Raw genomic sequence first — 21,670 nt, 5'->3', positions numbered from 1 at the left:
CCCCGCGCCTAGCGGTATTCGGCAATTTCCCCCAGCGCTTCACCCGCCAGCTGTTCCGAGGCATGTACGGCAATGTCGGTGACCGACAGCAGCCCCGCCAGCCGCCCCTCCTCATCCAGCACCGGCAGCCGCCGGATCTGGTGGTCCCCCATCAGGGCCGCCGCTGCTTCGACGGTGTCCTCGGCCCGGCAGCAGACCGCCCCGGGGCTCATAACGGCAGCAACCGGCATCCCGTCCAGCGCGCTGTCTTGGCCAGCCAGCGCCAGCACCAGATCCCGGTCGGTGAGAATGCCCACCACCCGGCCCTCCTCGACCACCGGCAGCACCCCGATGCCAAGGTTTTGCATCTGCTGCACCGCGCTGCCGACACTGTCCTGCGGCGCCGCAAAGCGCGCGGGCACGGTCATGATCTCATGTACAAGCATCGGCCTATCCTTTCTGGACCGCCCCCGGCCTGCTCCTGTCTTGCCGCCTGCCGGCTGAATGCGCCAAGGGCCGCCTTCAGTTTCCTCCGAAACCGGGTGAGTCGCTACCCTTCCAGCCTCAGCCAGCGCCGCCGCCGGTGCATTAACCGGGGTAAACACCCCCCTGCCCCGTGCGCCAGCCCTTGACCACGGTCAAGCGCGCTGGCGGCTGAACCTGCTATAATTCACTGGCGGCCCGGGCATGTGCACACCGCACCCTGACCGCCACACCGGGAGGAGACGCCATGAGCTACAAGACCATTCTGGCCTGCCTGACATCAGAGTTTGCCGCCAGACAGCTGCTGCCCGCGGCCTGCGGCCTGGCCGCGCGGTTCAATGCCCATCTGACCGGGCTGCACACGCGGGAGGCTTTTGTGCCCTACTCCGGCATTGCCATCGCCGCAGACGAAATCACCATCGGGGATTTCAGCAGCCGGGTGACAGAGGAAGACCGCAAGATCGAAAAGCTGTTCAAGGCCGCAGCGGATCAGGCCGGCTGCCTTTCGGAATGGCGCTCGCAGGCCGCCCGCTCGCCGGATGCCGCGGATCAGCTGCGGGAATCCGCCATCCGCTCAGATCTGACCGTGGCCCTTTTCCCGGACGCGGAGCGGGAACGGTTCGACCAAAGAGGATTTCAGAAGGATCTAGTTGCCAACAGCGGCCGCCCGCTGCTGCTGCTGCCGGATGACTGGGGCGACCAGCCCATCGGCACCCGGATTCTGGCAGCCTGGAAACCCTCCCGCGAAGCGGCCCGCGCCCTGCACGACGGGCTGCCGTTCCTGCAAACCGCCGCCTTTGCAGAGGTCGTCACCATCGAGGAGCACCCGCACACCTCCGCCGATATCTCCACCGAAGGGCACGAGATCGCGCGCATGCTGTCCCGCCACGGGGTGACGGCAGAGGTGCGCGATATCCCGGACGGCGAGCACTCGGCCGGCCTCCGCCTGCTGATGGAGGCGGCCAGCCAGCAATGCGACCTCTTGATCATGGGCGGCTACGGCCATTCCAGGCTGCACCGGCTGATCTTCGGCGATGCCTCCGAGCACGTGCTGCAAGAAGCACGGATCCCGGTGCTGATGTCCAGCTGAACACGGCCGCAATGACCGCACAGGACACCCGGCGCCAACTGGCAGCGCCGGGCCAGTTTCAGCGGCCTTGTCAGGTAGCTGATGTCAGGCTGAGTTTACCGGTGATGGCGAAGTTCACCTCTGGTACTGTCGGGCTGAGCCCATACGTTCAGCGTCCATTCGCACAACCTGAGCCAGCAGTCCCGTCCGGGGCGAAATCGAGCCCTTTCAGCTCACCAAATTGCATACCAGTCACTGCCGCTGCCTGTTGGCTCGCACTGAGATGAAGAAAGTTGGAAGTGTGGTTCGTAAACGATTGAAAAAATGTGACCAATGGTTGGAGAGATTTTGCATAAGATTTTGATTTATTGTGAAAAATGGCAACCCTCAAGGGCTCGTCAATTTTCTTTGAAGTCAGTATGCCGCGCCTTTGCAGCTGACTTGACGCCGCTCGGCTATGCCCTTTGGCGGCACAGGCTAGAAACCTACCTCGTCAGCTGCCGCCGCTTTGCGGCGCGGATCTCGCGGGCTTGCTGCTCCTGGCCGGCACGGAAGGATTCCTCAACGAAATCCATATGCCGCCGTGCAGCGGTCTCGGCGCGGTCCGGGTTGCCGTCGATGATCGCCTGGGCAATCTCTTTGTGCTGTTTCAGCAGCTCCGCGCCGGTGCCATCCATCGTGCGTAGGAATTCCCGGTTGTAGAACACCCCCTGCCGGGTCAGGTCGTAGACCGAGGCCATCATGTGGATCAGCGTGGTGTTCTGGCTGGCGTCGACCACTGCGGTGTGCAATCGGAAGTCGGCCTCCTGGCTGGCGTCCTGATCGTCCTGCTCCCAGGCGGTCTGCATATCGGCGACGATCTCGGCGAGTCGTGCCTTGTCAGAGTCTGTGGCACGGGTGGCGGCCAGGCGGCTGGCGAAGGCCTCCTGCTCGCGGCGGTATTCGAGGTAGTCGTAAAAGGCGCCGCCGTGGCGGGTGTAGAGCGACAGGAGCGCGGGGGACATGGCCCGCCCGGTGAGCGGCGCGATGAAGGTGCCCTCGCCATGGCGGACATTGACCAGGCCGCGGCTTTCCAGCGTTTGCAGTGCCTCGCGCAGCTTGGGGCGCGACACCCCCATGGCCTCTGCCAGCTCCCGCTCGGAGGGCAATTTGCGGCCTTCCTTGAGGATGCCGTCGACGATCATCGCCTCAATCTGCTCGACCACGGCATCGGCAATTGATTCGTGTCCAACGGGGTCAAACGGGCGGATGTCGGTCATGGCGTCCACTTAGATGCTGGGAAACCTCGGAACAGAGGTCATTCTGAAACTTTACCACTGCCCCGAAAAACTGCAAGCTGATGTACCCAGAAATACGGATATCCGGGGTTGATACAATAGCATGAAAGAAAACAATCTTTTCTGAACCTGCCTTCAAAGTGCGGAAAAACATGCGGTTTTGTACGCTTCACGTTCCCGCGGACAGTCAGCTCAGTGGTAAATAAAGTTGTTGACTGAGTTGTGTGGTCAACAATATTTACCAGTCATGCCGCATCAGCGGTTGGAATTGCGGCCGGAGGAGCGGCCGGACTGAACCCGGAGGAGACCCCATGAAAAAGACCCTGACTTCGCTGGCCGTGGCCGCATCGCTGCTGGCAGCCCCTGCCGCGCAGGCCGCTGACAAGCTGCTGCTCAAGACCCCGATTGCCTTTTCGACCGCGCTGCCGGGCCTCGGCACGCCGATCCCGCGGGTGGCAGAGCAGCTGGACCTGATGTCCGGCGGCAGCCTGAAGATGAAAGTCTATGAGCCCGGCAAACTGGTGCCGCCGTTCGAGATCCTGGATGCGGTGTCCTCGGGCAAGATCAACTCCGGCTACACCACCGCCGGCTACTGGGCAGGCAAGATCCCGGCTGCGCCGCTGTTCTCTGCCGTGCCGTTCGGGCCGGAGGCGGGCGAATACATGGCCTGGCTCTACTATGGCAACGGCATGACCCTGTATCAGGAGATGTACGATCAGGCGGGATACAATGTGAAGGTGCTGCCCTGCGCGGTGATCGCGCCGGAGACCTCCGGCTGGTTCGCCAAGGAGATCAACAGCGCCGAGGACCTGAACGGCCTGAAGATGCGTTTCTTTGGCCTCGGCGGCAAGGTGATGCAAAAGCTGGGCGTGGCGACATCGCTGCTGCCCGGCGGCGAGATCTTCCCGGCGCTGGAGAAGGGCGCCATCGACGCAACCGAGTTCTCGATGCCTGCGATCGACGCCCGTTTGGGCTTCCACAAGCTGGTAAAATACAACTACTTCCCCGGCTGGCACCAGCAGGCCACCGTGTTTGAACTGCTGGTCAACAAGGATGTCTGGAACGAGGCCAGCGCCCAGCACAAGGCCATCATCGAAAATGCCTGCAAGGCCTCGATGGCCGACAGCTTTGCCGAAGGCGAGGCGATCCAGCACGCGGCGCTGATCGACAACGTCGAAAACAACGGCGTCCACATCAAGCAGTGGGACGCGCAGATGCTGGAGCTGTTCCGCGCCACCTGGGATGAGGTTGCCGCGGAAGAGGCCACCAACGACCAGTTCTTCGGCCGGGTGCTGCTGGACATGCAAACCTTCCGCGAAGGCTATGCGGTCTGGAAGGAAAACGCATTCCTCCCGCGCAAGTAAGCCGCTTGCGCAACCTCGGGGCGGCCATATTCCCGCCGCCCCGCTTTCCCTGATTTTCGTCATTTCCCTGACTGACACGGGCGCATTCACGTCCGCGCACGCCACGTTCCGGAGGAGGAAACCATGGCTGAGAATCTGCACCTGCAGGACGACCCGATCGAACGCTACGAAGAGATCCTTGAGCATGGCGACGAGGACCGGCAGCAGCTGGCGGTGTGGATCGACAACGCGGTCAAGGGCACCGGAAATCTGGTGATGTGGGCCAACCTGCTGCTGGTGCTGGCCGTCGTCTCGCAGGTCGCCTTGCGCTACATGCTGAACCAGAACTATCCCAAGCTGGACGAGATCCAGTGGCATTTCTACGGGCTGGTGACGATGATCGGCATTTCCTATGCGCTGGTCACCGACAGCCACGTGCGGGTCGATGTTCTGCATATGCAGCTGAGCCGCCGCGCCCGGCGGATCATCGAGGTGATCGGCATCCTGACCCTGCTGGTGCCGTTCATCTATCTGATGATCGATCAGGGCTATGATTATTTTTACGAAAGCTGGCGGGTGAGCGAACGTTCCGACAGCCCCACGGGCCTGCCGGCCCGCTGGGCGCTGAAAGCGGTGATCCCGCTGAGCTTTGTCCTCTTGGCGGCAGCGGCGCTGGCGCGGCTGATCCATGACGGCCACGCGCTGCTGGCCGGTCCGGCAGAGGAGCGCGCCGGCAAGAGTCTGCGGCTGGTGATCTGGGCGCTGGTTGGCTTTGCTGTTGTCGCGACCGCGCTGACCTTCCTGGTGGAGACCACCGAGGAAAAGCTGGTTATTGCCATGTTCCTCACCTTTATTGCGCTGCTGTTCACCGGCTTTCCGGTGGCCTGGACGCTGGCCGGGGTCGGGGTGGCCTATTGCGGGCTGGCCTATCTGTTCGACAACGGCATGATGAACTGGACCGGGTTGGAGGAAACCCTGACCGGGCTGGATTACCTGACGCTGGGGGCGGTGGTGAACCGGGTTTATGCCACCATGTCGAACGCGGTGCTGGTGGCGTTGCCGATGTTCATCTTCATGGGTCTGATGCTGGACGAAAGCGGCGTTGCCGAGCGGCTAATGGGGGCAATGCAGCGGCTGTTCGGCACCGTGCGTGGCGGGCTGGCGATCACTGTCACCATGATCGGCATCATCCTAGCGGCCTCCACCGGCATCATCGGGGCCTCTGTGGTGCTGCTGGGCGTCCTGTCGCTGCCGTCGATGATGGAGCAGAAGTACAGCCCCGCGCTGGCAGCGGGCGTGGTCTCGGCCTCCGGCACGCTGGGCATTCTGATCCCGCCCTCGATCATGCTGGTGATCATGGCGGACCAGATGGCGTTGAGCGTTGGTGATCTGTTCATGGCCGCGGTGTTCCCGGGCGTGATCATCGGCGCGCTCTACCTCACCTATATCTTCGTGATTGCGCTGATCAAACGCGACGTCGCGCCGGTGCCTGCGGGGGCCAAGCGTCCGGACTGGGCCGCGGTCAAGGACGTGCTGATTGCGGTGCTGCCGACGCTGGGGCTGATTCTGGCCGTGTTAGGCTCTATTTTTGCAGGTCTCACCACGCCGACGGAGGCGTCGGGCGTGGGCGCATTGGGGGCGACGCTGCTAGCGCTTGGCTACCGCAAGCTGACGCTGGCGAAGCTGGTCAATGTGCTCAAGGCGACCTTCAACACCACCGCCTATATCTTTGCGATCTTCCTGGGCGCGACGGTGTTTTCCTATGTGCTGCGGGAGCTGGGCGGTGATGCACTGATCGAGGAGATGATCCAGGGCACCGGTTTCGGCCCCGAGGGCACCGTCTTCATGATCCTGTTCATCGTGTTCCTCTTGGGGTTTGTGCTGGACTGGATCGAGATCACCCTGATCGTGCTGCCGCTGATGCGCCCGATCGTGAACGGGCTGGGCCTGGATATCCCCGGTTTCGGCGCCATTGATGAACCGGCGCTGGTGTGGTTCGTGATCCTGGTGGCGGTGACGCTGCAGACGTCCTTCCTGACGCCGCCGGTTGGCTTTGCGCTGTTCTACCTCAAGGGCGTCTGCCCGCCGGAGATCCGCCTGGGCCATATCTACAAGGGCATCATTCCCTTCGTGCTGCTGCAGTTGACCGGCCTGATGTTCGTCTACCTGTGGCCGGCACTGGCAACCTGGCTGCCATCTGTGGCTTACTGAGCAGGGAAAGGCGGCTGTGATGACCGATGCAGAACTGATCCAGACCCTGAAATCCCTATGCGGGCGCCGCCATGTACTGACCAGCGCCCGCGCCACACGGCGGTTCCGCAAGGGGTTCCGCTCCGGCGAGGGGGAAGCGCTGGCGGTGGTCCAGCCCGCAACCCTGCTGGAGCAGTGGAAGGTGCTGCAGGCCTGTGTAGCGGCGGACAAGATCATCATCATGCAGGCGGCAAACACCGGCCTGACCGAGGGGTCCACCCCCAAGGGCAGCTATGACCGCGGTGTGGTGCTGATCAACACCCGGCGGATGGACCAGCTGCAGCTGCTGGACGGCGGCAAGCAGGTCGTCAGCTTCCCCGGCAGCACCCTCTTTGCGCTGGAAAAGCTGCTGGCGCCGCTGGGCCGCCAGCCGCATTCGGTGATCGGCTCCTCCTGCATCGGGGCGTCGATTGTGGGCGGAGTCTGCAACAACTCCGGCGGGTCGCTGGTAGAGCGGGGGCCGTCCTATACCGAGCTGTCGCTGTTTGCTCGCATTACCGGGGACGGCCAGCTGGAGCTGGTTAACCACCTGGGCATAAATCTGGGCGCCAGCCCGGAGGAGATCCTGACCCGACTGCAACGCGGCGATTACCGCCCTGAGGATGTTGAGACCGGCAACCGGAAAGCCTCCGACACCTCCTATGCGCGCAGGGTTAGAGACATCGACGCGCCGACCCCGGCGCGGTTCAATGCCGACAAGTCGCGGCTTTACGAGGCTGCGGGCTGTGCGGGCAAGCTGGCGGTCTTTGCGGTGCGGCTGGATACCTACGCCAAGAATGCTGAGGAGCTGACTTTCTATGTCGGCAGCCAAACCACCGCGGCGCTGACCGCCCTGCGCCGCCGCATCCTGGCGGAGTTTGCCACCCTGCCGGTGAGCGCCGAATACATGCACAGGGATGTCTTTGACTTGTCGGACCGCTATGGCAAGGACACCATGGTGATGATCGACAAGTTGGGCACAGACCGGCTGCCGGTGTTCTTTGCCCTGAAGGGCGCGGTGGATGCGCGGCTGGCGGGCATTCCCGGCCTGGGCAATCTGACCGACCGGGTGATGCAGATGCTGTCGCGCCTGTGGCCGGACATCCTGCCGCGGCGGATGCGGGCGTTCCGCCAGTCCCACCCGCATCACCTGATCCTCAAAATGCGCGATGGCGGCATCGCCGAGGCCCGCGCGCTGCTGGATAAAATGGCGGGGGACGGCGACCTCAGCTACTTCGAATGCACCCCGCGCGAGGCCAAGATGGCAGGGCTGCACCGCTTTGCCGCGGCCGGCGCCGCGGTGCGCTATATGGCCGTGCACCGGGCAGAGGTGGAGGACATCATCGCCCTGGACATCGCCCTGCGCCGCAACGATCAGGACTGGTTCGAGGAGCTGCCGCCGGAGATCGGGGATCAGCTGGTCAGCAGGCTCTATTACGGGCATTTCATGTGCCACGTGCTGCATCAGGATTACATCGTGAAGAAGGGGGCAGACGTGAAAGCGCTGAAGGACGCGATGCTGGCACTGCTGGACAAACGCGGGGTGGAATACCCGGCTGAGCACAACGTCGGCCATCTGTACCCGGCCAAACCGGACCTGGCGGCGTTCTACAAAACGGTAGATCCCACAAACAGCATGAATCCCGGAATCGGCAAAATGTCCCGGAACAAACACTACGCCTGAAACGGTGCTGTTGTTGCAGGTAAACGGAGCGCTCGCTTGTTGGCAAGAGGCCTGATGCACAGATGCCGACACGCCCCGGCTGACACCGGGGCTGAATTTGCAGGCGCCTCGGGAGGGGCTTATGCCTTGTTGTGGAAGATAAAGCCGATGAAGTTCAGCAAAAGCTGGGCCGCCAGGATCTGGGTGCTTTCGGAGGGGTCATAGGCCGGGGCCACTTCAACAAGGTCGATTCCGACAACTTCGCCGCGTTTGCTGAGTCCCTGCAAGATTTCCAGCACGTCGTAGTATTGGAAGCCTCCGTGACTGGGGGTACCAGTTCCGGGTGCGATCGACGGGCAGAAGGCGTCGATGTCGATGGTCACGTAATAGCGTGCACCTGCGGGGATGCGGTCCAGCACGGCGTCCGTCCCCAGCTTGCGCACCTGGCGCACCGAGAGGATGTCCGAGCCGCGTTCACGCGCGTCGATATAGCCTTCCTTGGCAGTTGATGACACATTGCGGATGCCCAGCTGAGTCATGCCGGAGACGTATTCCTTTTCGATCGCGCGGCGCATCGGGTTGCCGTGGCCATCGGTGACGCCCTTGCGCTCGTCGACAAAGTCCAGATGGGCGTCGATTTGGACCAAATGGAGAGAGCCGTTCCTGGCGCAGTCCTCGGCAAAGGCGTTGATACATGGGATGTTGACGGAATGGTCGCCACCGATAGTGACGGGCAGTGCGCCTGCATCCAAAATTTTCCTTACGGCGTATTCGATGTTGGCGTGGCTTTCCTCGGTCTTGGTGTGAATTATGTCGGCATCACCCAGGTCGACGATGCGCACGTCCTCACCCATGTACGTGGCATCATCTTCGTGATCATAGGCGCCGGCATGACCGAAACTGAACAACGTCGAAGCTTCGCGCACCGCCCGTGGGCCGAACCGCGCGCCTGAGCGGAACTGGCAGCCGAAATCAAACGGGGCGCCCAGGATTGCCACATCGGCGTCGATGCTGTCCCAATCCTCGACATAGGGTTTCTTGCCGAAGGTGGCGATGCCGACAAAGGGCAGGTTCAGGCGGCCGGATTCGTAACCGTGTCCAGACATATGATTCTCCGAATTTCTCTATGATAGACCGGCCCCGGAAGGAGCAGGACGATTTGCGGAAAGGCGGCCGTCCGCTGTCTGCTAAACGGTCTCCACCATGGAGCCGAGCTTACCCATCGGGCAGACCGCCAAGGAAACGCAGCCGGCGGCGCGTTCGTGAAGCGCTATTGAACTCCTGCTCGTGGGTGTTCGTGATTAAGTCCGGAAGCTTCACTATGGCGAATTCCAGTCCACAAAAAAGGCAAGGGCGGGGGCCGGGCATAGCAAAGGTGAAGCTGCCAGTTTTAAGTCATTATTCATGTGAGTGCCCTTCCCCTTTACGTTTTTGACGGGGTCTTGAGAGACATCACCACAATCTGCAGTGTGGCAAAATATTATGTTGCCTATCTTCACATGAAAACATTTTATGTAAGCAGCGCCGCTTTACAGGGAACACACTGACTATGAAACTGCTGCGCAACACTTTGCTGGAAACCTTTGTCACTGTAGTTGAGTGCGGCGGGTTCTCCGATGCGCAATATGCCCTTGGGGTCACACAGTCCGCGATCAGTGTTCGTATCCGCGACCTGGAAACCTCTCTAGGTTACCGGGTTTGCGAACGCGGCCGTGGCGGGTTCCGGCTGACGGAACGCGGCGCGATCGCCTATCAGAAGGCACGTGATATGCTGCGCAGTGCCCGCGATTTCGATGCCGAGCTACTGGAGCTGCGTAATACCCTGGCAGGAGACCTGCGAGTCGGGATGGTGGATGCAATCGACAGCTTACCAGACCTTGATCTGGTCAAGGCATTGCAGCGGTTCTTATCTCGGCCGAATGAAGTCCGAATTAAGATGGTGGTTGCCTCCCCCACGGATCTGACGCAGCAGCTGATTATGGGTGAGCTTGATGCGGCCTTCGCGCCGTTCCGTCATCAGGTGCCAGAGCTTGCTTATGTGCCGCTATGCGCTGAAGAGCACTGTCTGTATTGCGCACCGGGGCATCCCCTCTTTGAGCAACAGGACAAGGAGGCCAGCCTAGAAACCATCTTTCAGTACCAGTTGTGCCAGCGCTCTTACGATATGCTGGTATCGCCCGACCTAGGAACACCGGAACCAAAGGCCGTCGTCGCCAATATGGAAGCGATGGCAATGCTGATCGAAACCGGTCATTTTCTGGGGCCGCTGCCAAAACACTTTGCTGATAGCCGGGTAGCAGAAGGCAAACTCAAAGAGGTCAGGAACAAGCAGCTGCGTTGGAATTCGACCTTCTATTTGGCAACACGCCGCGGTCAGATCCCGCGATATGCAGTAGAGCTATTTGTTCAAGATATTTTGCACGTCTGCCGTGACGCCGGCAATCCGCCGGTTTGAAGCACGTTTTTTCTGCAGCGGAAGCTTTGCATAGTTCTGTCCTTGATTAGGCCTTTATCAAATTCGGCGGCCCAGCGGACTCGGCGACTTGCAACTGGGTCAAAGAGCGAAAATATCCAGCGCTTCTGAAAACCCCTTGAACTCCACTTGCTCAATCTTTTCAGCTTTGGCGGAGTCCGGCAGGCCGTTCCGGGTTTGCTCGTCAATCAGTATTCTGCGGCAGGCAATCTTGGTATGCGCCTCCAGACGGGCCGCCAGATTGACGGTTTTCCCGACGCATGTGTAGGCGGCCCGGTCGTCCGTGCCGGCATAACCTGCCACCACTTCGCCGGTGGCAATGCCGGCTCCCAGCTGGATTTCCGGCGCGCCCGCCGCGCGCTGCTCCTGGTTCAGAACCGTGATCATGCCGAGCATTTCCCTGGCCGCCGCCACCGCGCTTTGCGCCGGGTTTTCCAGAGGCTGCGGCGCGCCGAAAAGCGCCATCAGCCCGTCGCCAATCATCAGGTTCACGATGCCGCCGTTGCTGCTGACGGCGTCGAACATCAGCGTGTAATAGGTGTTCAGCAGCTCGATGGTGGCCTCCGGCGGCAGATCTTCGGACAAAGCCGTGAAATCGCGTATGTCGCAGAACAGGACCGATGCGGTGAGCCGCTTGCCCCCAATGGAAAAACCGGAGTTCTGCAGGTCCAGCGCCACCTCGTGGGTTGCAAACCGGTCCAGCAGCCGCTTCTGCTCATCCCGCAGGCGCTTCTTTTCCAGGCTCGAGCTGAGCCGGGCGCCCAGCAGAACCTGGTTCACGGGTTTTGGGAGGTAGTCTTCCGCGCCCAATTCGATGCAGCGCACGATATTTTCCAGCCCTTCCAGCGAAGAGGTGACAATCACTGGCATATCGCGCAGATCCGGTGCCGCCTTGATTGCCGCCAGCACTTCGAAGCCGTCCATCTCGGGCATTTCAATGTCCAGCAGGATCAGGTCAAAGGTTTCGGCCCTGAGCCGCTCCATCGCGACCTTGCCGTTTTCCGCGGCCTCGGCGCGGTGCCCCAGCAGCTCGACATTGCGCGCCAGCAGCAGCCGGTTGACCTTGTTGTCGTCCACAATCAGCACATGCCCCAGCGCCTCAGCCATCCAGCAGCCCCCGCAGCGCGGCATCCGCGCGGGTGTATTCCCTATCCAGCGCGGCAAGATCCGGTGCCGGGCCGCCAAGCCCGGACAGTTCCATCTGCCGTGCCAGTGCCGCCAGCGCAGTGGCGCCGAAGGTGTTTGCGTTGGACTTGAGCGAATGCGCGGCGCGGCGGAAAGCGTCGCCATCGCCGGCCGCCGCCGCCTGTTTCAGCTGTGCGATCATGCCCGGCGCCTCTTCCAGAAAGGTGGCGGCCAGTTCTGCCGCGAAATCCGCGCCGGTGGCGGCCTGCAGCTCTGCAAAGACAGCGGGGTCCAGGGGGCTGGCGCTCATGGCGTCTCCTTTCCGCGCGGTTGAATGCCTTCCAGCGCCTCGATCAGCCGTTCGACGCGGATGGGTTTAGCAATGTAGCCGTCCATGCCCGCTTCGAGGCACATCTCCCGGTCGCCTTGCATCGCATTTGCGGTCATCGCGATGATCGCGGGCCTGCCGTCCTGCGGATATGCGCCGGTGATCCGCCGCGAGGCTTCCAGCCCGTCCATTTCAGGCATCTGCACATCCATCAGCACCACATCGTAGACCTGGCGTGCCACGCTTTCCAGCGCCTCGATCCCGTTGCTGGCAAGGTCGGCGCGGTAGCCCATCTGCTCCAGCAGCCGGACCGCCAGCTTCTGGTTCACCAGATTGTCCTCTGCCAGCAGGATCCGCAGCGGGTGGCGCGCGGCCATTTCCGGATCGGCTGCCGGTTTGCCGCCCGTGCCGGCCCTTGCCGCAGGCACAGCCGACGGCGCAAACAGCCCGGCCAGTGTATCGAACAGTTGCGACTGGCGCAGCGGCTTGGCCAGACAGGCCGCAAACAGCCCTTCCTCTGCCCCCGAGCCGCGTTCGCCAAGGCTGCTGAACAGCACCAGCGGCAGGTCCTTGTTCCGCTCTTTGATCCGGTTTGCCAGTGCCGCTCCGTCCGTTCCGGGCATGTGCATGTCCAGGATCGCCAGGTCGAACCCGCCATCCTCCGCCAGCACCTCCAGTGCCGCATCGGCCGAGGCCACGGCGGTTGTCTGCGTCCCCCATTTGCGGGTCTGCGCCGTCAGGATCTTGCGGTTGGTTTCGTTGTCATCCACCATCAGGATCCGTTTGCCGGCCAGTTCCGGCTGCGGGCCCAGCAGGCTGCGGGCCGCCGGTTTCGGCAGCGCGGCCGGTTCCGCCAGGATGGTGAAGCTGAACACCGATCCCCGGCCCGGCCCCTCGCTGGCCGCCTGCATCGTGCCGCCCATCAGCTCTGCCAGCCGTTTCGAAATCGCCAGCCCCAGCCCGGTGCCGCCGTATTTGCGCGTGGTTGAGGAATCCGCCTGGCTGAAGGACTGGAACAGGCGGCTCATCCCCTCCGCGGAAAGGCCGATGCCGGTATCGCGGACATCGAAATGCAGCTTTACCCGGCCATCTGCAGGCGGGTCCGACGTTACCGACAGCACCACCTCGCCGGTGTCGGTGAACTTAACCGCGTTGGACAGGAGGTTGAGCAGAATCTGCCGCAGCCGGGTCAGGTCGGCGCTGATGGCAGGCGGCACGCTGTCGTCCATGACATAGGCAACATCCAGCTGCTTTTTCGCAGCTCGCCCGCTGATCAGGTCCAAGGAGGTTTCGATGCAGTCGCGCAGATCGAAAGGGTGCGCCTCGATGGCCATCTGGCCCGCCTCGATCTTGGAAAAATCGAGGATTTCGTTGATGATCCCCAGCAGCGCGTCGCCGCTGTCGCGGATGGTGCGGGCATAGTCGGCCTGCTCGCCGTTCAGTTCGGTGTCCATCAGCAGCCCGCTCATGCCGATCACCGCGTTCATCGGGGTGCGGATTTCGTGACTCATCGTGGCCAGGAACGCGCTTTTGGCTTCATTCGCTTTCTCTGCCGCGGCACGGGCCTCCTGCACTTCCTGGAACAGGCGGACGTTGCCGATAGCGATCACCGCCTGGTCGGCAAAGGATTCCGCCATTGCAATTTCATCCGGGGAGAACGCCCGCGCGGCCTTGCGGATGAAGCCCAGGCCGCCGATGCACACACCGTCCCGCAGCAAGGGCAGCATCAAGGAAGATCGGAAGCCGCTGGCGTGATAGATCCGCCGGTCCATTGGAGGAAGCTCCACCTTTGACCAGTCGGGAATGTGCAGGATCTTCTTGCCGGTATAGGATTGCGACGGAAAGTTCTGTGCCGGGTCGAGGGGATGCCGGGTCTGGCTGATTTCAGTTTCCACACCAGCAGGCGTTGCAACCGCAGTCTGCCAGAACGCCTTGCCATCGCATTCAGTCACAATCGCCAAGTCGCAGGAAATCAATGAGATCGCCAGGCGCACGATCTCGTCGAACACCGGCTTGGTGTCGGTCGGTGATTTGCTGATCACCCGCAGCACATCAGCACTGGCCGTCTGGCGCGCCAGGGCCGACTGGGTCTCGTTGAACATGCGCGTATTCTGAATGGCGATGACCGCCTGGTCGCAGAAGCTCTCTGCCAGCCGGACCTGCTCGCCGGTGAAGGCGCGTTTGCTGTCCGCACGCGAAAACGCCAGCACCCCGACGCAATCGCCGTCGCGGAGCAACGGCAGGTACAGGCAGGACTGCAGGCCGAATTTTTCCACCGTTGCGACTTCATGCGGGGGCAGGTCCGTTTCGGCGAAGTCCGGAACATGCACCATCTTTCCAGTCACAAAGACCTGGCTAGGAAAATTGAGCTTGGGGTCAATCAGCACCGGATCGGGATTCAAAGTGTCCATCGGCCCGTCTCTGCGCATTCCCGCGGCCGGGGAGAAATGATCCCCATTCCGGATCAGCACTGCGGCCCCGTCGCAGTCTAGCAGCCGCACCCCTGCCGCTGCGATCGCCAGAAAAACCGGTTTTGCATCCTCCTGCGCACTGCTGATCACTCGCAGGATATCGGCGCTGGCAGTTTGGCGGACCAGCGCATTCTGCAAGTCCGTGAACAGCCGCGCATTGCTCAACGCAATCACTGCCTGCGCCGCAAAGGTTTCAAACAGGGCGATCTGCTTGGTGCTGAAGGCATTCCTGCGGACATGGGCCAGTGTGATCACGCCGATGGTTTTGCCGTTCTTGATCAGCGGCACACCGAGGCTGGACAGGAAGCCGCCCTTGCGCGCCTGCTCCCGCCAGCCGTAGTCAGGATCGGCCTCGATGTCGGGTATGTAGATTGTTCGGCCTGTCAATGCGGCCCTGCCGGTTGTCGTCGCCATCCCCGGCACGAATTCCTGCTGAGCCAGAATCTCCTCAAAGATGTCATTCGCATTGTGGGTGACGGCCACGTCATAGGCGCCGCTCTCTTCGTTCAGCAGCGCCACATAGGCCACCTCAGGGCTGCAAATCCGCACAGCGACTTTGAGCACCGCTTCAAGAACCGGCTCCAGCTCATTCGGCGAACGCGAGATAACGCTGAGCACTTCTGATGTCGCGGTCTGATACTCTAGCGCCTCGCTCAGCTCTGCGGTGCGCGCCCGCACCTCTTCGAATAGCCGGGTGTTACTGATTGCAATTACCGCTTGAGAGGCAAAGGTCTCCAACAGGCCCAGTTGTTTTTTGGAAAAGGCCCGCGGCTGGCTGTGCGCCATCACGATCACCCCGAGGACCACACCGTCCTTGATCAGAGGCACCCCCAGCGTGCTTCTGAAATTGCCAATTCCCGCCGCTTCCTTCCAAGTGTAGCTGTCGTCATTTAGCGTATCCGCAATATACACTGTCCTGGCAGTCAAAGCCGTCCGGCCGATACAGCTGCCTTCCCCCGGTGCAATCGGGTTGTCTTCAAGATAGCGAAGAAACCGAGGCCGTACGTTGTGGGACCGGCTGATCCTGTACAGCCCGTCTGTTGCGTCCAGCATTGCAAAAAACGCATATTCAGGATCGCACAGCCGGGAGGCCACCTGGAGGATAGAGTCCAGCACTGGCTCCAGTTCGCTCGGCGACCGTGAGATCACACTCAGCACTTCCGATGTCGCGGTCTGATACTCTAGCGCTTCGCTCAGCTCAGCCGTGCGCATTTGTACTTCCTCGAACAGCTGCGTGTTGCTGATCGCTATCACCGCCTGCGCCGCAAAGGTTTCTAAAAGGCTGATTTGCTTCTCCGTGAAAGCTCCGGTCTGTTCGTGGCCAAGGGTTATGACACCCGCCACGACACCATCCTTGATCAGCGGCACCCCCAGCGCCGACCGGAAATTTCCCTGCTTGGCGGCGGCTTTCCATTTGAACTCCGCGTCGGCTTCGGTGTCCCTGATATACACTGTTTTCTGCAGCAGCGCCGTTCTCCCCGTGCAACTGCCGGCCTCTGGCTCAAACGCCTGCTCCGCAAGGAACCCGCGGAATTCCGGCGTCATGCCATGCGCCGCTGCGATCCTGTATTTGCCGTCGGGATCCAGCAGTGTCGCATAGGCCGTCTGCGGTTTGCAGATGTCAGAGGCTACTTTCAGAATGACGTCAAGCACCGGCCGGATCTCATTGGGCGAGCGGGAGATCACACCCAGCACCTCAGATGTCGCGGTTTGATGCGTCAGCGCTTCCTTAGTGTCTCTGAATAGCCGCGCATTGCTGATGGCGATGCTGGCCTGTTCGGCAAAGGTTTCCAGCAAGCTGATGTCAGTTGCCAGAGCAGCCTTTCCTGTTGGCCACCCCAGAACAAGAACGCCCCATATGCCTGGCCCAGCCTTGACCGGAATAGCGGCCATCTCCTTGTAGCCGAACTGACGCGCGGTCTTGTGATCGTAATAGTCCGGCGCCTGGGCATCGGTCAGATGAACCGTGCGGCCCGTTCGGATAGCCGGCCCGGAAATGGAACCGGCAGCTGGCGGTGCCGGATAATTGGCCAGGTAACCGTCCATGAACGCCTGCGTGAAGCCGTGGCTTGCGCAGTAGTGGATCATGCCGCCGCTGCAGCGCCACAGCATGCAGAACCGTGCGCCGCACAACTCGGTGGCGCTTTTTACAATCATGTCGAAAACCGGCTGAATGTCTTCCCGCGACTGTCCGATGACCTTTAGGATTGCGGCGGTGGCGGCAAACCGTGCCTTTTCCTGCGCCAGCTGCTTCTCAAGTGCTTTGATAGCATCTGCAGGAGTGATCTGCGGCTCTGACTGCGTTCTGCGGTATCCCATCAAAAAGCAAAATCCGGTTGCCGGCAGCCTGGTGCCAATTCAGGATTCTGCCTAGGGCTGATACTAAAAACATAGCGGATCCCCCGCAGTTATCACAGATTTTGTTTAAGCCCTCACTTGCCGCGTTTTCGGCATGCTTATCATTTTGCCAGATGCCGGGCAGGCAATCGGCCAAAATTCGACCGCACCGTCGGACATCTGCGGCGTGCAAGGGGACATGGTGCAAAGTAGAGAACCCAACGCAAATAGCATGCGTGGCCAATGAAATGGCTGTCTAAGGGGAAGGAGATGCGGGAACGGACACCGTTTACTTGCAGCGGTTTCAGGCAGTGCCCGGAATGGATTGCCCATCCGAATCTGAACCATCCCTATTGCCAGTGCCAGGCTTGGCAGCTGCCGATAAGAACGCTGTCGAATCCCTGACCACCAGTTTTGATTTCAACAAGCTGGGCGTGGGCGCCTGTTGGGTTTCTACCCATGAGGCTATTGCGTCTGCCGCCGCTGTGCCCATCCGCGACACCGGCAAGTGGACGGTGGTCAGCGCGGGAAACAAATGGGCTGACGCGGCCAAGTCGTCGAGCCCCATCACCGATTTTTCCTGTGGTACAGCCACACCCTCGCGCTGAAGCTCAAACAGCACGCCCGACGCCAGCACGTCCGACAGGCACAGAACAGCGCTTGGCTGCTCCTCCGCCTGAAGGATGCCGCGGCCCGCTTCGCAGCCGCCGGCAATGGACAAAGGGACTTCATGGAAACTCAGGTCAGGCTTCGGGCTGTGACCCTCGAGCCCGGCAATGCGCGATCGCGTCCGGTCGTTGCTGGAACTTGGTCCATGCACCACCGCGATCCGGCGGTGGCCCAGATCCGTCAGATGGGTGAGAGCGGTACGGGCCGCTGCTGCGTTATCATATCCGATGGTGGGCAGACGGTAGCCCGGATCATAGAACGATGTGGAAACCGTCGGCAGCTGACAGCGTTCGATCAGGCTGTAGAACTGCGGCGCGTGGGTAATACCGGACACGATCAGCCCCTCCGCGCCGATATCGACCAGTCCCTTGGCTTTCTCCGCCTCCTGGGCAGGGTCATTGTCGGTTGTCGCCACCACCAGCGACAGCCGGTGCGCCGCCAGTCGGCTTTCCATGCTGGCCAGCACCCGGGCAAAGATGGCGTTGTCCAGCGTCGGCACAAGCGCCCCGACAAACCGTGTGCGCCCGGTGTTGATCGCGCGGGCGGCAGCGCTCGGCACCCAGTGCAGGCTATTCATCGCCTCTTCCACCCGCTTCCGGGTCGCCTCGGCCACGGTTTCCGGTGCGTTCATGACGCGGGAAACGGTGGCGACTGAGACGCCCGCCGCCGCCGCAACATCCCGCAGATTGGCGCGTTTCCGGTTGGTGCTCCGCTGCATTCCGCCTGCCTTCCTTTGCCGGTTCCGGTTCGTCCTTAATGAAATTCTTGACACATGTAACTGGTTTCATCAACCATGTAACCAGTTACATAACCAGATTCGGCATGAAAATGACCTGCTACGCAGTCCTGCGCGACTTCGACAACATGGGGTTCAGTACCCCCGCCCGCTCCTTCCCCGGCTTCCCCAAGCCCCGCGAAGGCGTGACGCACCGCCTCGCCCCCCGCCAAGGCCTGATGCAGGAGATGCGGCCGGGGGATCTGCTGTCGCTGACCGGGTCGGGATGCCAGATCGCTGCCTTTGGCGCCGGGGGCTGCCCGGCTTTGCATGCGCTGGGGCTGAACGCAGATGGCACGCTGCACCTGGCGGAATGCGATCCCGGCGCGCTTCTGGGCTGGATCAACGCCCGCGGCGGCGACAGCGCCGACGCAATCCCCGCCTGCACCCTCACCGCCGCGGAGGAGCCGCTGATCCTGAAAGCCGCGGCCAGGGCCACGGTCTGGATCTTCCGCACCGCACTGCCGCACGACCTGGTGCACGGCACCGTTTCAGGCGGGTTGGAGATCACTTGGCAGCCCGGACCGGGCTCCGCTCCGCTACTGCCGCCACTGCTGGGCGACACCCGCGACGAATTCACCGTCAGCCGCGGCACCGGCTGCGCCTACGAGGTGAAGAAAGGCGAGATCATCCAGATCATCGACGTGGAGGGGCAGCAGTGTTCTGACTTCACCGCCTTCCGCGCCACCGGGCTGGAGCGCGGCGAGGAGCTGATGATTGACAGCACCGCCACCCGCTCGATGGTGCGCCGCGCCTACCCGGGGCCGGGATTGCTGGACAAGTTCTTCGATCCCGGCATGCACCCGATGCTGAACGTGATCCAGGACACCTGCGGCCGCCATGACACATTCGGCCTCGCCTGCACCGCGCGCGGGTACGAGGAGCGCGGCTTCCCCGGCCATGTGAACTGCTCTGACAACATGTCCCGCGCGCTGGCGCCTTACGGCGTGGCGCCGCGCGCGGCCTGGCCTGCGATCAATTTCTTCTGGAACACCTGGGTCGATCCCAATTCGCACCACATCCTGACCGAGGAATCCCACTCCCGTCCCGGCGACTACGTGGCGATGCGAGCGCTGGAAGACCTGGTCTGCGTCTCAACCGCCTGCCCGGACGACATTGACCCGATTAACGGCTGGAACCCGACGGACGTGCACGTCCGCATCTACCGCCCCGAAACACCTCTGCGCCGCGCTGTTGCCTACCGCGAGAAGGAAGACGCCCCGATGTCGATCAGCCAGAATTCCGCCTTTCACGAGCGGCTGGAGCCGCTGACCCAGCATTTTGCCCCCGCGCGTGATCTCTGGGCGCCGGTGAGTTTCCCGTCGCATGGCACCACAGGCGAATACTGGGCCTGCCGCAATGCAGTGACGCTGCAGGACATGAGCGGGCTGCGCAAATACGACATCGCCGGCCCCGACGCCGAAGTGCTGCTGCAGCAGGCCACGACCCGCAACGTCGCCAAACTGGCGGTGTGGCGCGGCTCCTATACGCTGATGTGCGACCAGGCTGGAACGGTGATCGACGACGGCACCCTGTTCCGGCTCGCCCCCGACCTGTTCCGCTGGTGCTGCGGCTCCGAGGAAAGCGGCCGGGTGCTGGAGACGCTGGCGCAGCAGATGGGCCTGCAGGTCCGCATCCACGACATGCACGGCGCATTGCCCAATCTGGCCATCCAAGGCCCCAGGTCGCGCGACCTCCTACGCAAGATCGCCTTCACCCAGCCGCATGTGCCGCAGCTGGACCAGCTCAAATGGTTCGGCGTCACCGTGGCGCGGCTGCACGACCGCGAGGGTGCGCCCTTCATGCTGTCCCGCTCCGGCTACACCGGCGAGCTGGGCTATGAGATTTTCTGCTCCCAGGCCCACGCGCTGGAAATCTGGGACGCGGTGATGGAGACAGGCGAGGAATTCGGGGTCACCCCGATGGGCTCCGCCGCGCTGGAGATCATCCGGATCGAGGCCGGGCTGGCGGCTGCCAACGCGGAATTCGCACCGGGCGTGGAGGCGTTTGAGGCGGGCCTCGGCTTTGCCGTCGACCTGACCAAACCGCAATTCACTGGCAAGGTGGCGCTAGAGCGCAACGCGCGCGAGCCGCGCCGGGTGCTCAAGGGCCTGCTGCTGGGCTGCAATGACGTGCCGTTGCACGGCAGCCCGGTCTATGCCGGCGAACGGCAGGTCGGCACCCTCACCTCCGCCACCCGCTCGCCGATGCTGGAACATGCCATCGCCATCGCCCGGCTTGGTGTCGAGCACGCGGAAAACGGCACCCGGCTGGAAATCGGCCAGCTCGACGGCCGGATGAAACGCCTCGGTGCCACCGTCACGGATATTCCTTTCTTAGACCCGCAGCGCAAGCGGGCGCGCGCCTGAGGCGCTTGAAATAAACACCAACAGGAGAGAGAAAACGATGAAAAATATCATCTTCGCCACCGCCGTTACCGCCCTGGGCGCAGCTGCGGCCACTAGTGCCACGGCACAGGAGAAAGTCATGGTGGGCGAGCCCAGCTGGCCCGGAGCCAAGATCATGAGCCGGATCATCGGCCAGGTGATCGAAACCCGCCTCGGCAGCGAGGCCGGCTACGCCCCGGGCGCCAACGCGGTGATCTTCGCCTCGATGGACGGCGGCCGCGGCGACATCGACGTGCACCCGGATGTCTGGCTGCCGAACCAGGCCTCCTTCACCGATGAATATGTCAGCCAGAAAGGCACCGTGGCGTTGTCCTCCGGCAGCTACGAGGGCCGCGCGGGCATCTGCGTGCCCAACTACATTGTGGAGAAACACAACATCAAATCGATCTTCGACCTAGCCACCCCCGAAGCCCAGGCGCTATTTGACAGCGACGGCGACGGCATGGGCGAAGTCTGGGTCGGCGCCTCCGGCTGGGCCTCGACAAACACTTTCAAGGTGCGGGTGCGCGACTACGGCATCGAAACCTTCCTGACCCCGACCACCGAAGACGAAACCGTGTTCTATTCCCGCCTCAAGGATCTGGTCGACCAGGAGAAAGGCGCCGCCTTCTACTGCTACGCGCCGCACTATGTGCACGCGCTCTATGACGTGACCATCCTGGAAGAGCCGGAGCATGACGCAGCCACCTACAAGATGGTGCAGCCGGATCAGCATGCCGATTGGTACAACAACTCGCACATCTCCACCGGCGAGCCGGTCAAGACCGTGACCGTGGCCTATTCCAGCTCCTTGAAGGACCGCAACCCGGCCGCTGCCTCCTTCCTGTCCAGCATCGACATGAGCGCCGAAGCCCTGTCCGAACTCACCTACGAGGTGGTGGTCAAAGGCAATGAGATCGACGCGGTTGTTGCAGACTGGATCGCCGACAATGGCGATACCGTCGATACCTGGCTTGGCCTGAAATAACACGCCCTCCCACACGCGCGCTCCGGCGGCGGCCTGCCGCCGGGGCACCTTCATTAAGTTAGACGGGGGTCCGG

General features: G+C 62.3%; 14 protein-coding genes. 7 read left to right on the top strand and 7 right to left on the bottom strand.

What is annotated here, in order from left to right:
* Positions 1-8: 8 nt before the first annotated feature.
* On the bottom strand, positions 9-425 hold the full coding sequence (locus RA25_RS12680) for a CBS domain-containing protein (protein ID WP_039148007.1): 417 nt from the start codon (positions 423-425) through the stop codon (positions 9-11).
* Between the two features lie 284 nt (positions 426-709).
* Here RA25_RS12680 and RA25_RS12675 point away from each other — a divergent pair, with 284 nt between their 5' ends.
* A complete protein-coding gene (locus RA25_RS12675) occupies positions 710-1,552 on the top strand; it encodes a universal stress protein (RefSeq protein WP_039148005.1) in 843 nt (280 codons plus the stop codon).
* A gap of 464 nt (positions 1,553-2,016) precedes the next feature.
* Here the strand turns inward: RA25_RS12675 and RA25_RS12670 are convergent, their stop codons facing one another.
* Positions 2,017-2,790: a FadR/GntR family transcriptional regulator gene (locus RA25_RS12670; protein ID WP_029204832.1), complete on the bottom strand. Its 774-nt coding sequence runs from the start codon at positions 2,788-2,790 to the stop codon at positions 2,017-2,019.
* Positions 2,791-3,119: 329 nt separating this feature from the next.
* On the opposite strand from RA25_RS12670, the gene RA25_RS12665 reads away from it, so the two are divergent.
* The 3 genes from RA25_RS12665 (at position 3,120) to dld (ending at position 8,064) form a co-directional block, all read left to right on the top strand.
* Entirely contained in the window at positions 3,120-4,172 is a 1,053-nt protein-coding gene (locus tag RA25_RS12665) for a TRAP transporter substrate-binding protein (protein WP_019296391.1), read from the top strand.
* A gap of 123 nt (positions 4,173-4,295) precedes the next feature.
* A complete protein-coding gene (locus RA25_RS12660; RefSeq protein WP_039147998.1) occupies positions 4,296-6,362 on the top strand; it encodes a TRAP transporter large permease subunit in 2,067 nt (688 codons plus the stop codon).
* 19 nt (positions 6,363-6,381) lie between these two features.
* On the top strand, positions 6,382-8,064 hold the full coding sequence (gene dld, locus RA25_RS12655; protein ID WP_039147995.1) for a D-lactate dehydrogenase: 1,683 nt from the start codon (positions 6,382-6,384) through the stop codon (positions 8,062-8,064).
* Positions 8,065-8,183: 119 nt separating this feature from the next.
* On the opposite strand, the gene speB is transcribed toward dld, so the two are convergent.
* Positions 8,184-9,149 (bottom strand): agmatinase, encoded by a 966-nt coding sequence (gene speB / locus RA25_RS12650; protein ID WP_039172767.1) that lies wholly within the window; start codon positions 9,147-9,149, stop codon positions 8,184-8,186.
* A 443-nt stretch (positions 9,150-9,592) separates the two neighbouring features.
* Here speB and RA25_RS12645 point away from each other — a divergent pair, with 443 nt between their 5' ends.
* Positions 9,593-10,498, top strand: a complete 906-nt coding sequence (locus RA25_RS12645) for a LysR family transcriptional regulator (protein WP_039172764.1) — start codon at positions 9,593-9,595, stop codon at positions 10,496-10,498.
* A 99-nt stretch (positions 10,499-10,597) separates the two neighbouring features.
* On the opposite strand, the gene RA25_RS12640 is transcribed toward RA25_RS12645, so the two are convergent.
* The 4 genes from RA25_RS12640 to RA25_RS12625 all read right to left on the bottom strand — a co-directional run bounded on the left by RA25_RS12640 (position 10,598) and on the right by RA25_RS12625 (position 18,164).
* Complete coding sequence (locus RA25_RS12640; RefSeq protein WP_039172761.1) at positions 10,598-11,623, bottom strand: adenylate/guanylate cyclase domain-containing protein; 1,026 nt, start codon at positions 11,621-11,623, stop codon at positions 10,598-10,600.
* Positions 11,616-11,951, bottom strand: a complete 336-nt coding sequence (locus RA25_RS12635; RefSeq protein WP_039147987.1) for an Hpt domain-containing protein — start codon at positions 11,949-11,951, stop codon at positions 11,616-11,618. Before RA25_RS12635 ends, RA25_RS12640 begins: the two co-directional genes overlap by 8 nt.
* On the bottom strand, positions 11,948-16,759 hold the full coding sequence (locus RA25_RS22155; RefSeq protein ID WP_052254240.1) for a GAF domain-containing protein: 4,812 nt from the start codon (positions 16,757-16,759) through the stop codon (positions 11,948-11,950). The genes RA25_RS12635 and RA25_RS22155 overlap by 4 nt, the downstream gene beginning before the upstream one ends.
* 322 nt (positions 16,760-17,081) lie before the next feature.
* Positions 17,082-18,164 carry a substrate-binding domain-containing protein gene (locus tag RA25_RS12625; protein WP_039172760.1) on the bottom strand — a complete coding sequence of 361 codons (1,083 nt, stop codon included), beginning with the start codon at positions 18,162-18,164 and terminating at the stop codon, positions 17,082-17,084.
* Positions 18,165-18,274: 110 nt separating this feature from the next.
* Between RA25_RS12625 and RA25_RS12620 the strand changes: the two genes are divergently transcribed.
* Positions 18,275-20,590 (top strand): DUF1989 domain-containing protein, encoded by a 2,316-nt coding sequence (locus RA25_RS12620; protein WP_241477409.1) that lies wholly within the window; start codon positions 18,275-18,277, stop codon positions 20,588-20,590.
* 37 nt (positions 20,591-20,627) lie between these two features.
* A complete protein-coding gene (locus tag RA25_RS12615; RefSeq protein ID WP_039172755.1) occupies positions 20,628-21,596 on the top strand; it encodes an ABC transporter substrate-binding protein in 969 nt (322 codons plus the stop codon).
* Positions 21,597-21,670: the final 74 nt, after the last annotated feature.

This window comes from Leisingera sp. ANG-S5 (assembly GCF_000813925.1).
Classification (GTDB): domain Bacteria; phylum Pseudomonadota; class Alphaproteobacteria; order Rhodobacterales; family Rhodobacteraceae; genus Leisingera.
Note: the sequence above shows the minus strand (reverse complement) of the source record. Positions and strands in the feature narration are given on the sequence as shown.

What these genes read in the sequence shown, in the direction of transcription:
- RA25_RS12680 (WP_039148007.1), bottom strand. Translation starts at nt 425, where the DNA reads ATGCTTGTACATGAGATCATGACCGTGCCCGCGCGCTTTGCGGCGCCG.
- RA25_RS12675 (WP_039148005.1), top strand. Translation starts at nt 710, where the DNA reads ATGAGCTACAAGACCATTCTGGCCTGCCTGACATCAGAGTTTGCCGCC.
- RA25_RS12670 (WP_029204832.1), bottom strand. Translation starts at nt 2,790, where the DNA reads ATGACCGACATCCGCCCGTTTGACCCCGTTGGACACGAATCAATTGCC.
- RA25_RS12665 (WP_019296391.1), top strand. Translation starts at nt 3,120, where the DNA reads ATGAAAAAGACCCTGACTTCGCTGGCCGTGGCCGCATCGCTGCTGGCA.
- RA25_RS12660 (WP_039147998.1), top strand. Translation starts at nt 4,296, where the DNA reads ATGGCTGAGAATCTGCACCTGCAGGACGACCCGATCGAACGCTACGAA.
- dld (WP_039147995.1), top strand. Translation starts at nt 6,382, where the DNA reads ATGACCGATGCAGAACTGATCCAGACCCTGAAATCCCTATGCGGGCGC.
- speB (WP_039172767.1), bottom strand. Translation starts at nt 9,149, where the DNA reads ATGTCTGGACACGGTTACGAATCCGGCCGCCTGAACCTGCCCTTTGTC.
- RA25_RS12645 (WP_039172764.1), top strand. Translation starts at nt 9,593, where the DNA reads ATGAAACTGCTGCGCAACACTTTGCTGGAAACCTTTGTCACTGTAGTT.
- RA25_RS12640 (WP_039172761.1), bottom strand. Translation starts at nt 11,623, where the DNA reads ATGGCTGAGGCGCTGGGGCATGTGCTGATTGTGGACGACAACAAGGTC.
- RA25_RS12635 (WP_039147987.1), bottom strand. Translation starts at nt 11,951, where the DNA reads ATGAGCGCCAGCCCCCTGGACCCCGCTGTCTTTGCAGAGCTGCAGGCC.
- RA25_RS22155 (WP_052254240.1), bottom strand. Translation starts at nt 16,759, where the DNA reads ATGGGATACCGCAGAACGCAGTCAGAGCCGCAGATCACTCCTGCAGAT.
- RA25_RS12625 (WP_039172760.1), bottom strand. Translation starts at nt 18,164, where the DNA reads ATGCAGCGGAGCACCAACCGGAAACGCGCCAATCTGCGGGATGTTGCG.
- RA25_RS12620 (WP_241477409.1), top strand. Translation starts at nt 18,275, where the DNA reads ATGACCTGCTACGCAGTCCTGCGCGACTTCGACAACATGGGGTTCAGT.
- RA25_RS12615 (WP_039172755.1), top strand. Translation starts at nt 20,628, where the DNA reads ATGAAAAATATCATCTTCGCCACCGCCGTTACCGCCCTGGGCGCAGCT.